This is a genomic window from Helicobacter bizzozeronii, assembly GCF_900196775.1.
GTDB classification, from domain to species: Bacteria; Campylobacterota; Campylobacteria; order Campylobacterales; family Helicobacteraceae; genus Helicobacter; species Helicobacter bizzozeronii.
This window is the reverse complement of the sequence record NZ_FZLB01000008.1, coordinates 1-15086: the sequence shown is the minus strand read 5'-3', so window position 1 is coordinate 15086 and position 15086 is coordinate 1. Positions and strand designations below refer to the sequence as shown.

Sequence of the window (15086 nt, the reverse complement as noted above, 5' to 3'; positions counted from 1 at the left end):
TTTTGGGGGGAGAACAAAATAAAAAACATGGAGGTTTTACATGTGGTATGTGTTAAAGAATAAGGATAAAGAGGTTGTGAGGTTTGAATTACAAGTAAAAGAACAAGTGATAAATGGTGTTAAAGTCAAAAACTACTTCATAGACGACACAAGTATCGTTTTACAGCCTGCTCTACTGCCTCATTCTTTTGACACCGATAAAAGTGTTGCAGACAATGTGGAACACTGGATCAGGGCTAGAAAAATCCCTAAAGATAGAGCATTTGTGGAGGACATTGTGCGTTCTCTAAATTTAGATGAAAAAAACTTTCTTTCTTATGTAGACATCACATTAGCCCTATCTCTCAACGACACTTATTGGATTGTCCCTGCAGATAAAAACTACCTTTGGAAAGACCATAATCTCTACGAAAATTCTTTCAACGAAACACTGGCTTTAGTGGCTTTTACGGGGTGTTCTGCAAAACTTGAGGGGCGTGTAACCACTCCAGAGCTTACCACTAATGGTATGCTTAAGAAGTGCTGGCATAGAAATGAACAAACAAACAAGATAGAACTTTTAAAAGGGCGTATTGATTGGGAGAAGCCTTATCACGGCAAAGAGCCTTACTGTGAATACTACATGGCACAGATTGCTGCAACACTGGGATTTGAGCATATACCCTATGACTTACAAGAGTTTCATGGAGAACTTGTCAGTTCTTGTGAGCTTTTCACAAGCCAACAGCACGGATATTTACCCATGTATTATTGCCTTGATAAAAAAACACGCATTAGAAAGAACGACTTAGTAACTTATCTAACAGGTGTAACGAAACTTTATGGGGAAGATGCATTTTATGATCTCCTGCTCTTTGATGCGCTTATTGGAAACACAGATAGGCACTTAGGCAACTTTGGTATGTTGATTGATAACGATACCAATGAGCTTGTCAGACCTGCGCCTATTTTTGACAATGGTATGGCGTTTTTTAACCATATTACAGAAAAAGATTTAGGGAGTATTGCTTCCTTTTTTGAACAAAAAACCAGTGCCATTAATATTCCTTTCCAACAACAACTAGAGATCGCATGCCAACCTAGACACACAGAGGCTCTCTTAAAACTGGCTAACTTTACCTTCACTCGCCATAAACAATACAATTTACCCGAAGAGTGGCTGCAAGCAGGTGAAAAGTTTATCCAGCAAAGAAGCCAAGAGATTCTCCAAATCATCGCCAAAAAACAGGCTAAAACCCAAGAAACAACCTCCCACCAAAAACCCCCTACACCCCCCAAACGCAGGCGTAAATGAACCACACCAGCCCCAATTTAATACAAAGGAAAACACAATGCAACAACTAGAACCCCAAGTAACAGAACTACAAGAACTCACAGAGGGCAGTTACCCCTTAAGCCAAGAAGCTCTAGCAGAGTTTTTAGCTTATGGTGTGCCATTAGAGGAAGTAGAGCTCTCTACACAGCAAGAACAAGCCAGCACTGCTTCTAACACACCTATACTGCCTGATGAGCCTTGGCTAGATAGTGTGGGCACAGAGGATCAAGCGCAAGAGTTTTAAGGCAATACCTAATCACAAAGAGATAAAAATAAGGGAGAAGAAATGAAATCGTGGGATGAGATAAGTGTAGCCGAACAAAAGGCGATGTTTAGAGATTTTCTAGCTAATGAAATTAACACAGCCCTAGAGCAAGGTCTAGCATTCAAGCCTCACAATAGGGCTTATAATGCCCATTCAGGCAGTGCTTATAGTGGCTTGAATGCCTTGATTTTAGATGCCAAGCAAAAAGAAGGCAACTATACTAGCAATGCGTGGATCAGCCTTGAGGAAGCACAAAAACTAGGAGCAGATGCTAGAGAGCTTGAGTTTATCCACAGCAACACCCAATCTAGCCAAAATCCTCAAGGCGCAATCAAAAAAGCAAGCATCAGCTATGTTAAAACCCATGAAATACAAAAAGTCCCCAAGAAGGACGCACAAGGCAATCCCATCCCCTTATTGGATGGGAATGGCAACCAACGCTATAACAGATATGGGGAATACCTATTTGAGATGGAAGAGGTGCGTGTAGAAATCCCGCCTAGACTAGAAATCAAGCATCTTTACAATGTGGAGTGTTTTAAGAGCATTGATAGAACACACCTAAAGCCTTTAAATCCCAAGAGCTTAAAGCCTCTATACACAGACGAGCGTTTTTCTTTGGATAATCAAAGTTTAGTGATCTATGACCTCTCTGCCAAACTCACAGAGCCACAATACCAACGGGTGCTAGACTATGTAGGTCATTATGCCCAACACAACCAACAATACGCTAGAGATAGACAACAGCCCTCACAAAGGCATACAGGAGCAAACACGCCTAAGCCAAGCCAGTCTGCTCAAAGCAATATGCCACACTATGCAAATCAGTCTAACCAACCACACCATCAAGCACCCTCAAATCAGCCACAGCAAGACAACACTAGACTAGAAATGGCGATGCCACAAGCACCAATCGCCCTAGAGAATCAACAGGGGATGCAAATAGTGATGCAGATATTGCAAGAACAACAAAAAGTGATTCAAATATTGCAAGAGCAACAAAAGACAATCCAAAAGATGGCTCAAGAGATTGCTTGGCTCAAGACGCAACAACAATCAAAAAATGAAGCCTTAAATGCAACCTACTTTGCGACACCCTCTAAGGGGAGGGGTCGTTGATAGACAACTTCCTTAATGGCTTTTTAAAAGCGTGGCGGGCTTGGAGATATGATGGGAGAGAAGCTTTTATGCGTCTCTTTGTGCAAGAAGTGCAACAAGCTAAAGGCAGTGATTCAGAACATTTTTTGACACTCTTAAAACAAGAAATGCAGGCTGTGGGTGCTACTAGAAGCACAACAGATCAACAAGACATTTTGGCCATCAGTGATTATATTGATACTTTCAAAAAAGAAATGGAACACACCATGCAACAAGCCCCAGCCAAGTAGGGATTAGAATTGGAGCAAACCCAAGAATATGGGGGAGCAGAGCAAACCCCACAAGCCCAAGAGGGCTTAGAGCACCAAGAGCTCCAGCAAGGCACTACTACTCTAGAGGCAGTAACAGAACAACCAAACAGATTAGAGCAAGAGCTAGTAATCGCCAATGAAGCACTGGATGCCCACCACACATTAATCCAAAAAGTCCAAGAACAACAAAAGACACTCCAAGCAATGGCTCAAGAGCTCACAGAGCTCAAGCACCAACAGCAAACCCAAGATAAGACACTAAATGAGCCACAAACAGAAACTAAAGAGCAAGAGCCAAGACAAGTCCAAGAAGATACGCTAGAGCCACAAACCCAAGAATATGGGGGAGCAGAGCAAACCCCACAAGCCCAAGATAGCCTAGAAGAGCAAGAGCTCTTACAAAGCATCACCATTCTCCAAGATGAAATCCAAGAAGTCTTGGCAGAGCACCCCAACAGATTAAAGCAAGTGCAAGAACCTGAAACTAAAGATTTGGTAGAGCAAAAACAAGAGGGCAATTTAGAGCAGTTAAGTCAGTCTGAGCAAGGCTTAGAAGTGTCTAATGAGAACTATTCAGAGCTCCAGCAGAATCCACTCCAAGCCACAGAAATAGATAACAAGTATACCAAGCTACACAGCTACTTCAAGCAAGTTGAATTAGATGTGCAACAAAAACGCATCAAGACCAAGACAGATTTTAAAGAGAGCTTTTTAAACTATGCCAAATCCCACATGACAGAGGCAGAACTCAAAGTCTTGTTAGTGCTTTCCCAAAAGCAACCCAGCAAGCTTACCCAAGAACATCTTAATCTCATTAACGATGCCCTAGAACAAGCACATGGCAACAAGCACATGCAAGATTTAGGCTTACAACTCAGTGTTAAAGCCGTGTTAGGACACCCCCTAGAGGCAGAACAATACACGGCTATCCAAAGCTATGTGCAACAATGCCAAGCAAGCCTAGAGCCTATGGATGGCAAAGTGGCTGATGCCATGAATAGCCACTTGGCAAAAATGCAAAAGAGTAGAGAGACCCCTACAGAAAGCCAAGCAGTCCAGCAAGAAGCCACTCAAATAAGGGAAACGATTGCAGAGCCAAGCCAAAATGCCACACAGCCAATCACAGCACCACCCCCTGAGCCATGGATTCAATCCCAAAACTCTCATAAACCTTGGTTAGAAACACAGACACAAGATACGCAAACAGCCCAACAGGAAGTCCCTAACAACAAGCCCACACCTCCGCTTGAGCCTTGGCTAGATGCCCCGGCTAAACCTAGAGGCAGAAGGCGTTAATGGCTTACATCAAAAATGCGATCTATCTGCCCCTAGATAGCATTTTGCAAGATTTTGGTTATGTGTTAGATAAAGAAAAAAGCACTCTAAACTACCCTGTGCTCAAACATCCTAATGAGAAAGGGAGACTGGTTATAAAGAATAGCGCAGGGAGTTATCACTACTTCAACACTGAAGATAGGAATGATAAGGGCAATATCATCAATTTTTGCCAAAAACGCGGATTGCGATTAGAGGATTTGATTAAGGGAGATGCACGCTACAAAACCAAGAGTTCTACAATCTCTCAAACCAGCCAGCAGGAGCAAAAGAGCCTCAAAGAAGAGTTTAAAGCCTTGCCCCTCTATGATTTAGACAAAAGCCAGCTCCTAAGAAGCAGGGGCATTCAAGGCACGCTCTTTAAAAGCTACCAAAACTCTTTAAGAACCGATCAACACAACAACCTCTGTGTACCCAATTATCTTTGTGAAAATCAAAGACTTGTGATGGCAAATGCTTGTGCCCAGTGGAGGCTTGAGGGCTGTTAAGTCTATTGCGATGACAGAGAGTGTCTTAGATAGTATGGCTTATTTGCAAATGAAGGATTTGAACCCAAACACAACTCTACTACTAGGCAGTGCGGGGCAGTTTGGATCAGAGAAGATGTGTTCTTTTGTGAATGCATTGTTCCAGCAGATGAACCAAGATAAAAGCCAAGCTTACCAGCAGTATTTACAAGAGATGAAAGCCTACAAAGAGTGGAAGCTCTACGAAAAAGAGCAAGCCAAAAAGCTCCAAGACATGCAACCCACCATAAGCAAGACTTTAAAAATTTCTTTTTCAAAACCCAAATACTTTGACAGAAACAATCCTAAAGATATGCCCGTTAATCATTGGCAAGAACAGAGTGTGAGCTCTCTTAAAGAGTTAGCCCAAGCCATTAAATCCTCCCCTTATTCGAGTGCTTTATTTGAAAAGGGGTATCGCAATGCTTCTAATGCCAAGAGTTTTTCCAATCTTCTTATCTATGACATTGACAATGACAAGGACAGCCCACAGCTTACCTTAAAGCAAGCACAAGACTTGTTAGAAAAACAAGGCATAGAGAGCTTGATTATGCCCTCTAAGAGCCACCAAGTAGAAAAGAACGGGTATATTGCTGATCGCTATCGTATTCTTATCCCTACAGCACAGCCTTTAGGCTCTTTAGATACAGAGAGTTTTATAGGACTCAATAGCCTAGTAGCCAAGACTTTGGGTCTATATGCCTACATAGATAAAAAAGTCTTGGTAGATAGGGGGAGAGCTTATTATAAGAGTCCTGAGAGTGCCGAGCCTATGTTTGTGCAAGGCAAGGTATTAGACATAGAACCCTTCAAACAGCAGGCTTCTCAAAATCTTTTCACAGAGAAAATACCTAGAAAAGTATTTAGTCCTCCTAGTGCAGTCAGTCCCCCTGACCTGTCTGTCAATGTGGTTTTAGCCTGTGATAATGATGAAGCGGGACAACGCTACACACAGGCGTTAGAAGAGATATTTTTTAACTGCACAAATCAGTTGCCTGAAATCTATACCCCCTTTGCCAAAGATTGCAATGATGACTTGAGGCTTAGTCAAATAATAGGGGAGAATAATGTCAATGCAGATAGTGTTTATCAATATGTTTCTAAAGCGTTTAAGCAATTAGAGAATCCGTATGTCTATGCAGAGGGCAAGAGAGAGATTTTAGAGAAGTTAGATAGCGTTGCTAGTATTAAAGACTTCAACGCTGATACGATGAGTAGATTAGAAAAATTGAAATTGAATTTAAACACGAGGAGGAAGTATGGAAGATAATCATCCTGTTGGGAGTGTCTTTGGTAAGGCCATGTATTATTTCCAAGGTCCTGCAGACAAGGTCGTTAATAATTTAGCCACACAAATGACCGAATTTTTCAAAGTGCAGATGGGCTTGAACATTATCCTAACGATTTTGTTTATGTGGTGGGCTTATAAGCGTGTTAAAGAAGGTGATTTTTTCCAATTAAAGACTTTGATGGGCATGTTGGTGTTTGCGGTGTTTTTGGGCGTGATCAACTGGGCAATTTCTGAACCAACCACTTATATGCGTGAGGTGAAAAATATTATTTCTGCTCCTTCTAATGCCCTAACAGAGATTATTGCGAAGAGCTTACAAGCGAATGTAGAGGCCTTGAAAAAAATTGACAATGGAGAAAAATTCCACATTGCACATTTGATTGACCAATCTTATTATGCTATCACTTTGTTTTATAATACGGCATTCAAAGACTTGGGGCTGATGATATTTTTCGAACTCCTGCCCCAGCTCATCCTATTCCTCTTGTTGATTATTGCCCAGGTCTTGTTTATCGCTTTAGTCTTGATTATTGTGTTAATGGTGTTTATAGAAACTAAGGTATGGTTAGCATTGGGCATTATAGTCTTGCCATTAGGATTATTCCCACAGACTAAGGGGATGTTGTTTAGCTACATCAAAAAGTTACTTTCATTAACTTTTTACCAACCTTGTTTGATGTTAGTGGCATTTTTGAATTTCGCAGTCATCAATAGTATGACTGCTAGGATTCCCTCAACAGATGAGATTAAGCGTGGTGCTTTTGATGCAAGTAAGGCGAGTAAGACAATCATAGATACAGGCTTTTTCGATCTCTTAGGGCACATGCTAGTGCTGATCCTATCTTCTTTAATGTGTTTCTACCTTGTCAAACGCATCCCAGACTTCATCAATGGCATCTTTGGCACAAGTGGGGGTGTCGGGGCTGTAACAGAGATGATGCAAAAGATAGGGATGACAGCAGGGGGCGTGGTAGTAGGGGGTTCTGCAGTGATGGCAGCTAATAAGATCAGTCAGGCTTATCAGAGTGCAGGAGGAGGACTAGCAGGTGTGAGAGCAGGTCTAGGAGCTCTAGCTACAATGGGGGCTACAGGGGGCTTAAGTGCTGTGGCTGACAGAGAGTCTATTAGCTTAGGCATTAAATTTGGTGTGCATACGATCAAAAGTGCTTTAGGGAGTGGATTTGCAACAGGCAGTAATGCTAGTAACCAGCACAATGCTTCAAGTAGCACACCCAATACGGATAAAGGGGGAAGTGGAAAATAAAATATGATTAAAATGAGAAACTTAATGAGTGGTTCGGGAATTGCATTGACTTAAGAGAAAAATAACAAATAAACCCTATAATGACCACTTTCTCAAGTGTCCTTTGTGGAGGTTTAGTGATGAGATGGCAAACTGCAACGCATGTTTTAGGCTCTTTAGCTTTGAGTTCTTGTTTTGTTTCTCCACTTCTAGGCGATACAAGGAGTGCAGAATACTATTCTACACACCATGAAGAACGCAAAAGAGTGCTGAAGCAATGTGATAATTTAACGCTTAGTGCCGCACTACAAGGTAAGGACTTGAACAAAGAGCAGAAGAGCATGTGTAGAAATGCCAGAAAGGGCAGAGAGTTAGCCGATCAATATGCGACAAAACAAAAGAAAAGTAGCCTGACTACAATGCTGATGCAGTGCTATACAAGAATGGCGGATGGATTAGAAAAGGGACAAGATATCCTGAAAACAGATAAAAAGTGCAGACTGCTAGTTAGGAGGAGCGCATTTCTTCGTTATACTTTTTCATACTACCCATTGCCCAAGCTATATGATTCTGACAGCGATCTTGACGATATTTATCCCAATATAGAAACCAACAAATATGATGATCCTAAAATCCGCCATGCTATTTTACTCAAGTGTTATAGGACCTTTTCGAGTCAATTACGCAAATACGGCAGTTATTACCCTATAAAAACTGACTTCCGACACGAATGTAGAGATGCTCTGAGCAAAGAACTTGATCATCCGCCCGTTAAGAGCTATGACCCATTTAGAGAAATGGAATTTTAAGGCGTAGGATCGGGAAAGCCATACTTGTCGGTTTTAGTGTAGGTGCTTAGTTCTTTAAACCTATTCTTGTAATTAGTCATCTTGGTCTTATCAACGCTATTAGAGCCCACTCTATACTCTCTCTTGAAAACAGAGGCCACCATTGAGGAGTGCATCGCCATTGTTTTGTTGAGAAAGAGCAACTGATTAGTGATTTCTTTTAAATAAGCAAGGGTCAAGCCTTTGATTTTTTGGTTGTAATCAGCAAGCACTTGGGCTTGGGAATCTTTGTCTGTAGCAGCTACTAAAGCTTGTTGGAGTTCTTTAGTGATTTGATCAAGCTCATTAGAGAGCTTGTCTCTATTGAGGAGTATGGGCTCACAAGTGTTGGTGTTAGGGTTTTCTTTGCAATACTTGATTTTTTGTTTGTTGTTATTGGCATTCTTGTCTGTAACGCCTAATTCAGCATTGAGTGTGTCTAATCTAGCGATTAAAGGTTGCATCCTTTCGTTAAGCTGTTGCTCTTGTTTGAGTTTAGCTTTGAACTTGGCTGTGGCTCTTTTGAGTCGTTCTTGATTAGCAGCAGCATAATCCCCTTTTAGAATAGCCTTAGCTTCTGTAGTATAGGAGTTCTCCATATCCACTTCCTCACGCGCTTCATTGAGGCTTTGGCATAGCATAATCGCCATAGACCTCCCTGTGATTTCTTCCTTCATATCCTGATAGCTTGAACGGGTGCTATCATCGCTCAGGGCGCGTAGCAGAGCTTTAGCATCTTTGATAAGTCTTGTTTCTGCACCCGTGCCTATAATCGCTTTGCTCAAATCGGTAACTTTGTAGCTCAACTGATTCAAATCTAACCACGGGCATTCTTTGTTAAGGTATTTATCCCTTAGCTTGTCCCTAATGTCAAAGTTCTTCACAGCCTGCTTCAAATCCTCATAGTTAGCTTGAATGCTAGCAATTTGGCTTTTGAATTGATCCAGCAATCTCATAGGATTAGCAATAGTAATTGCAGAACCACTAATAAGAGCATTGGCTTTGTTCATTAGGTCATTGACTTTGTTCAACTGGGCGATCTGTTCTTGGGCTTTAGAAATCATCTCTTCGTATTTTTTAATCCCATCTACCATTTTGCCTAACATTGTGCCTTGTTGGCTATTAATGCTGGCTAATTGTCCATTAGCTGCCTCATCAAAAGTGAGCATACCAACGGCTATGGCATTGGACATAAAAGCACTAAATAGAATAAGGGAAAAGAGGGACTCATAGGCTACTTTGGTCATTTTAACCCCTTTTTTCTATTATAACATCATCTGCTACCTAGCGTTTTGGTTAAGTGTGCGAAAATGCTACATTAAAATCATTTGCTGGAGTCTGCACCAAAAATGGCGGTGTGTTTTAAAGCAAAACAATCTTTATTTTAAAATACAAGTATTGTATTATGTTTTATTGTATTGTATTTTACAATGTTCAAGTATATTATATTTTATTGTGTATTTTCACGGCATTAGCTACGGCACACATTGGCAAAATGCAACAATCGTATAGTATATTTCTCCCAAACAACACTAGGAGCTCCAAGTGTCCTTGCGGTGTCTTATCATAATGACCTTTCTTAGTGCATTTCTCTACGCCCAACCCCAGAACTTCACACAAGCCAAACAAAGGCTTATCAAGCTATACGAACAGCACCCCGATCACCAAACTACTTTCTATTGCCAAGCCCCTTTTAGGATTGTGCATAAAGGCACAAAAACACACTTAGAGATCATCAATTCAGACAAATACACCGCCCGCAATGCCAAGACCAAGAAGGGTAAAGACAATCAACGGGGTTGGCGTGTGGAGTGGGAGCATATTATGCCCGCACAGAACTTTGGCAGGCATTTAGCGTGTTGGAGAAAAGGCGGGCGTAAGGCTTGTGAAAAAGACCCCACATTTGCCAAAATGGAAGGCAATATGTTCAATCTTGTGCCTACTATAGGCGAAGTCAATGGAGATAGAAACAACTACCGCTATGCCCAAGCCCCGAAGAATATGCGTTATACGCAGTACGGGAATTGCAAAGTCTATACAGACTTCAAAGAAAAACGCTTTTATCCAGCTGACTATTCTAAGGGCTGGATTGCACGGGCTTATTTGCATATGAGTCAAACTTATGGGATCAATCTAGCTAGAGCAGAGAGGCAGTTAATGGAGGCGTGGAACAAGATGTATCCTCCCAGTGCTTGGGAGATAGAACGCACAAAGATTATTGAGAGGGAGATGGGGAAGTAGTTAAGAGAAAAGAAAGTCTATAGGTCATCTAATCATCTTATTCCCCCATTATCCACCCCTCTTTAAGATTTTAAGAGCGTGTCAAACACGCAAGCGACCTTTTTGTTATGCTCTTGAGTGGTGTGGATGTAGATTTTAGTGGAGAGCAAAGAGTTATGTCCTAGAGCTCTGCTAGTGAGGACTAAATCCTGTGTCTCTTGGTAGATGAGTGTGGCAAAGCTATGCCTAAAGAGGTGTAAGCCCGTGCCGTATGTCTGATAATGCTTGATCTGAGAGCGTTTGAAAATCTTGGCAATGAAGTTTTTAAGTTGGCAAGTCCTTTGGGATTGTGTGGCTTTTTTGAAAAAGAACACCCCATTGAAGTGCTGTAGTCTTTTGCTATCATGCATCCAAGCGTGCAAAGCTTGCTCCAAGATAGACTTACGAATGTAAGCTTTTCGCTCTTGCTTGTTCTTGCCCAGCACGAGAATAGATTGACATACTCTCCCATAACTAAAGTTAGGGGATTCTAGCTTTAGTGGAGATCGCGGCTTCAAGCAGGATAGCTCCGTTTGGAGTCTTACATTCCCTATTCCAAAGGTTGATGCCCCAACCCCAAGGGTATTACCCCTTGATTGCAACACAAATATTAGCACAGCCATGCTGGTGCTAGCCTTATATCCCCATAGCTAAAGCTAGGGGCTTTACGGCGTGGCTGGTAATTCTGTTCTTCGGATTTGATATTTTTGAGTTCTAAATTAAATACTTCGTTTTTTCTAAGACCGCCCAGTATCACAAGCAACAAGATACACTTGTTGCGCTTTTCATAGCTAGAGTGGGGCTGGTAATCCAGCAGTGTTTGGATAAAGTTTCTTAAGTCTTGAGCATTCAAGTGTTTGGGCAAAGTCTGGGTTGTTTGTGCAAAGGCAAGGTTTTTTAGCGGAAAATCAAAGTTGTATCCGCGTTTTCTATCTAAATAGTCAAAGAATTGCCGTAGATACATCACATACTTAGCCATATAGCTAGATTTTCTGATTTGAGCCAGATCAAAAAGAAAGCTAATCACTTGCTCTTCTGTGAGGCTTCTCAGGCTCTTTAGTTTGATGCGGGCTTTAAAGTGTGTGAAGAACGAGAATAAGATGCGCACCATCAAAATGTGTCTAATCCCTTGATTGTAAAGCTTGTGGCACAGACTCTCTAATGCACTGATATGCTGGCATTTTAAAATCTCCTCTTGGTAGCAGATCACCTTAGCCATATCCTCTAAAGCTTGCACGGGCGTGAAGCTTTTGATCTTGTAGTGCAAAAATGCCTTGATATTCTCAAAGAGTTCTCTTTGTGTCCTGCTCAAGCGTAAAGCTAGATTGGATGTTATTTTTGCCATTTTCATCTCCCTTATTGAGTTTGTTAAAAGAATGCAATTTTAAGAGAGAAAATGAGAATGCCTAAAAATACCTCCCTTGAACACGGGATTATTAATAGAAAACGGAATAAGTTTTCCCCCTAAATATAATAATAAAATAAGGGAAATAAGCTTTAGCTTCTTTCTAACCTATTGCTTGTTTTTCATGACACATGGCATGTGAAAAGCAAAAAATTTTTAAAAAAACACAAGTCTTAAAAAGTGTGGGGGTTTTATATTTATCAACACAAGGGGTGCTAGATGAAAAAGGGGTCAGTAGTTGCTGGAACAATTTTGTTTTTCGTGGCTCTGTTTTACAGCATATATGAATTTGAAATCCACAAGAAGGTTATGGAGATGAGCAAGAATGACACACAGAGAGCTATTGCCAAACACAGAACTCCATAGCAAAGAATATCCACTGCACACACAAAAACTCTCTCAAACCTTCCAAGTAAAGTCTATGGAGTTGTGCAGAAGACTCCATAAGTGTGGCACGATATGTGTTAAGAGATAAATCGCTAAAGGCAATCAGCAAACTTTAAGCTCTACAAGGCTCACAGAACGCTTTGAAAAGAGTGGTTAGTGTATTTGTATGGTTTGGCTTGTGTGTGGCTCTATGGAGAGCCTAGAGCGTTTAAATGAGATACTGCCTGTATTGCTCTAAAATGGCTCAGAATTGATTGGGAGTGTTGGTAATGGTTTGAATGGATTTTTTGTAAAGTCGCTTGCTATAAGCTTGTAAAAAGCGTTAAAAGGGCAGTAAGCAGTGTTTTTTGAAATAAGGGAAGTGATTTATCGATGGCCTCTGCCCTTTTCCTTGCTGGAGGTTTCATTGTATGTGAATGCTGACTGGGTTGTTGGCTGTGGCCGTGTTTTTATGTCTTGTCGTGCTTGTCCAAGCTCTAGGGACTCTTGAGTCTGTTGTTGCTTGAGTTCTGTGATCTCTTGGGACATTGTTTGGAGTGCCTTTTGTTGATCTTGCAATATTTGCATCATTGTTTTGAAGTCCAAAGTAGCTGGAGCTTGTGGAATAGCGGTTAAATCAAGTTGGGTTGTTTTTGGTTTAGAGGTGTGGGGTTGCTGTGGTTGGTTTGAGGATGCTTGCTGGCCATATTGTTGGTTATGCTGGCCTACTTGATAAGACACGCTATCTTGGGTAGTAGTCTTGTCTAGCTCAGATACAGATGTAAGCACATTGCTTGCCCTTGTGTGTCTTTGTGAGAGCTCTGACTCATTGCTAAGATGTTGCTGGTTGGACTGCTTATGCCTATCTGTGCCCAGTATAACAACAGCAGACTTGAAAGCAGGTTGTATGGCGTGGGGCACACCAGAAACTTTTTGAGTTTGGGATAATTCTTTTGTCTTAGAAATTGACTCTCTTTGTTCAACTTTGAGTTTTTGCAAGAGTTGTTTAGCATCTAGCAAGATCAAAGGCAAATGTCGTGCGTGGGTGTTTAAAAAGCGGTTAGCGCTTAAAATCTCTTTAGCAATGAAAGATAAACTCTTACTAATGCGCTCCAGTGAGCGGTTGAGTTGTGCATAGTTTGGGTTGAGTAAGAGGCTCTCTTGTTCTTTTGGGGTTGTGGCTTGTTGGTGTTGTTGTGTACATTTATTCCAAATCTTCTCTAAGTCCTCTTTCTCTTGTCTAAGAGCATTGAAGCGTTGCACTAAGAAAGCTAGTCTTTCATTAGCAATATTGAGCAAGGCTTGTTGGTTGCTTGGATAATGACTAGCTGTCTATCTTGCTCACTGGGATTAACTTCTTGGAGCTGGGGCACAAGGTGTGCTAGAGTTCTGAGCTTGTAGTAATGCTGTTTGAGATTTTTAAGCGTGGGTGGTTGGTGGTGTAGAGCTTGCGCAATGTGATCTAAGAAGTTAGGATTGATAAAGTTTCTCTCTTGGGTGGTGCGCTGTATCTCTATTTCACTTTTGAGTCTAGTTATGTGCAAAAGAGTGTTTTTATCCAAACAGCGTTGATCCAAGCGTTTGTATTGTTCATAGATGGCTTGTTTCTTTTGCAAGAGCGTGAAGCCTTTGGTCTGTTGTGTAAAGAGCGTGTTGGTGTAGTCTAGCCAAGCTTGCAAACTCTCTTTGGTGTGGGTGATATGGTGCTGGTGTTGCTCTAGGACTTGTGAAAAATATTCTTTTAACTCTTGGAGAGTGGGGACATCAAGGACATCTAAAGGTTCAAAGTGTTCCTTGTTGGCTTTATTGTAGCCTTTAGAGAGAGTGGCACGGCGTTCTAGTTCCTCTGGACTAGGGGGAAACCAGCCCGGTTTTTCCCAAGTGCGTTTGGCTAAGACTTGTCTAACACGCAAGAGCTTATCCTCATAAAACTTAACCCGCTGTTCTAAGTGTTTAATGCGTTTATGAATAGCTTGTGAGCCAACACTGAGGAGCTCTTGGTTATAATGATTGAGGTGTTCTTCTTTGCTAACCAAGGCTTTTTCTGCTTGTTTCTCTTCCTCTCTAATAGCCCGCAGGCGTTGGTTGAGATTGTCTAAAGCTTGCAAACTAGGTTGATTGACATAGAGGTGCTCAGGAGTTTGTAACCACGCATTGACACGATAACTAAACTCTTCTCTTAAATCGTGGAAAAACTCTTTGCAATCGGTGCGTGTGGCAAAGCGCAATCTCTTTTTAGTGATTTGGTTAGTTTTATTGATAAAGACATGGATATGGGCGTGTTCTTGGTGGTTGTGGGGCACTAAAGCAAACTTGTGATCGGGCATACACACCCTGAGTGTTTCAAAAGTGGTGTGGAGTAGATTGTGCATTGTCAAGTCATCGGGTTTTTCTTTGAGAGAAAAGACCAAGTGCATCGCCTCATTATAATCTTTGAGCAGATCAAAGTCTGCTGTCCATTCTTCTAAAATGTCCCCAACACCCGCTTGTTCAAACCATTGGTTGTAGGCTTTCTTGTTGTCTGTGCCCTTAAGAGCATAGACAAGCGCATTTTTCAAATGCGCGCGCTTCATCTGCCCGATATTCTTAATGATTACAGGGGTCTTACCAACCACGCCGTAAAGCCCCTAGCTTTAGCTATGGGGATATAAGGCTAGCACAAGCATGTCTGTGCTAATATTTGTGTTGCAATCAAGGGGTAATACCCTTGGGGTTGGGGCATCAACCTTTGGAATAGGGAATGTAAGACTCCAAACGGAGCTGTCCTGCTTGAAGCCGCGATCTCCACTAAAGCTAGAATCCCCTAACTTTAGTTATGGGAGAGTATGTCAATTTTATAGGTCTTAATTGCCTTGCTCATATCGG

Annotated in this window: 13 protein-coding genes and 2 pseudogenes; 10 read left to right on the top strand and 5 right to left on the bottom strand. The window is 41.5% G+C overall.

All coding sequences use genetic code 11. The annotated features are described in order from the left end of the window. Nucleotides 1-40 precede the first annotated feature (40 nt). The 9 genes from C5684_RS01280 to C5684_RS01245 all read left to right on the top strand — a co-directional run bounded on the left by C5684_RS01280 (nt 41) and on the right by C5684_RS01245 (nt 8173). Entirely contained in the window at nt 41-1294 is a 1254-nt protein-coding gene (locus C5684_RS01280; RefSeq protein ID WP_104639177.1) for a HipA domain-containing protein, read from the top strand. Nucleotides 1295-1331: 37 nt separating this feature from the next. Next, the gene (locus C5684_RS01275; protein WP_104639176.1) at nt 1332-1559 is read left to right on the top strand and encodes a hypothetical protein; all 228 of its coding nucleotides are present in this window, start codon (nt 1332-1334) and stop codon (nt 1557-1559) included. Between the two features lie 42 nt (nt 1560-1601). Further along, nucleotides 1602-2699 (top strand): ArdC-like ssDNA-binding domain-containing protein, encoded by a 1098-nt coding sequence (locus C5684_RS01270; RefSeq protein ID WP_104639175.1) that lies wholly within the window; start codon nt 1602-1604, stop codon nt 2697-2699. Continuing rightward, nucleotides 2696-2968, top strand: a complete 273-nt coding sequence (locus C5684_RS01265; RefSeq protein WP_104639174.1) for a hypothetical protein — start codon at nt 2696-2698, stop codon at nt 2966-2968. Before C5684_RS01270 ends, C5684_RS01265 begins: the two co-directional genes overlap by 4 nt. 9 nt (nt 2969-2977) lie before the next feature. Then, entirely contained in the window at nt 2978-4285 is a 1308-nt protein-coding gene (locus C5684_RS01260) for a hypothetical protein (protein ID WP_104639173.1), read from the top strand. After that, nucleotides 4285-4812, top strand: coding sequence for a hypothetical protein (locus tag C5684_RS09400; RefSeq protein ID WP_233708614.1), 528 nt, complete (start codon nt 4285-4287; stop codon nt 4810-4812). Before C5684_RS01260 ends, C5684_RS09400 begins: the two co-directional genes overlap by 1 nt. Before the next feature lie 10 nt (nt 4813-4822). Next, nucleotides 4823-6100 (top strand): toprim domain-containing protein, encoded by a 1278-nt coding sequence (locus C5684_RS01255; RefSeq protein WP_233708613.1) that lies wholly within the window; start codon nt 4823-4825, stop codon nt 6098-6100. Beyond that, nucleotides 6090-7385 carry a type IV secretion system protein gene (locus C5684_RS01250; RefSeq protein ID WP_104639172.1) on the top strand — a complete coding sequence of 432 codons (1296 nt, stop codon included), beginning with the start codon at nt 6090-6092 and terminating at the stop codon, nt 7383-7385. The genes C5684_RS01255 and C5684_RS01250 overlap by 11 nt, the downstream gene beginning before the upstream one ends. A gap of 119 nt (nt 7386-7504) precedes the next feature. Continuing rightward, a complete protein-coding gene (locus tag C5684_RS01245) occupies nt 7505-8173 on the top strand; it encodes a hypothetical protein (protein ID WP_104639171.1) in 669 nt (222 codons plus the stop codon). On the opposite strand, the gene C5684_RS01240 is transcribed toward C5684_RS01245, so the two are convergent. Continuing rightward, on the bottom strand, nt 8170-9438 hold the full coding sequence (locus C5684_RS01240) for a hypothetical protein (protein WP_233708612.1): 1269 nt from the start codon (nt 9436-9438) through the stop codon (nt 8170-8172). The genes C5684_RS01245 and C5684_RS01240 overlap by 4 nt on opposite strands. A 322-nt stretch (nt 9439-9760) precedes the next feature. On the opposite strand from C5684_RS01240, the gene C5684_RS01235 reads away from it, so the two are divergent. Next, complete coding sequence (locus C5684_RS01235; RefSeq protein ID WP_013891090.1) at nt 9761-10432, top strand: endonuclease; 672 nt, start codon at nt 9761-9763, stop codon at nt 10430-10432. A 62-nt stretch (nt 10433-10494) separates the two neighbouring features. Here C5684_RS01235 and C5684_RS01230 read toward each other — a convergent pair. The 4 genes and pseudogenes from C5684_RS01230 to C5684_RS01215 all read right to left on the bottom strand — a co-directional run. Next, nucleotides 10495-10905, bottom strand: a pseudogene (locus C5684_RS01230) (tyrosine-type recombinase/integrase); the annotation flags it as partial. A 224-nt stretch (nt 10906-11129) separates the two neighbouring features. Beyond that, nucleotides 11130-11795 (bottom strand): annotated as a pseudogene (locus tag C5684_RS01225) (integrase); the annotation flags it as partial. An 813-nt stretch (nt 11796-12608) separates the two neighbouring features. Continuing rightward, entirely contained in the window at nt 12609-13484 is an 876-nt protein-coding gene (locus tag C5684_RS01220; RefSeq protein ID WP_158650160.1) for a hypothetical protein, read from the bottom strand. Nucleotides 13485-13492: 8 nt separating this feature from the next. Next, complete coding sequence (locus C5684_RS01215; RefSeq protein ID WP_158650158.1) at nt 13493-14836, bottom strand: relaxase/mobilization nuclease domain-containing protein; 1344 nt, start codon at nt 14834-14836, stop codon at nt 13493-13495. Nucleotides 14837-15086 lie beyond the last annotated feature (250 nt).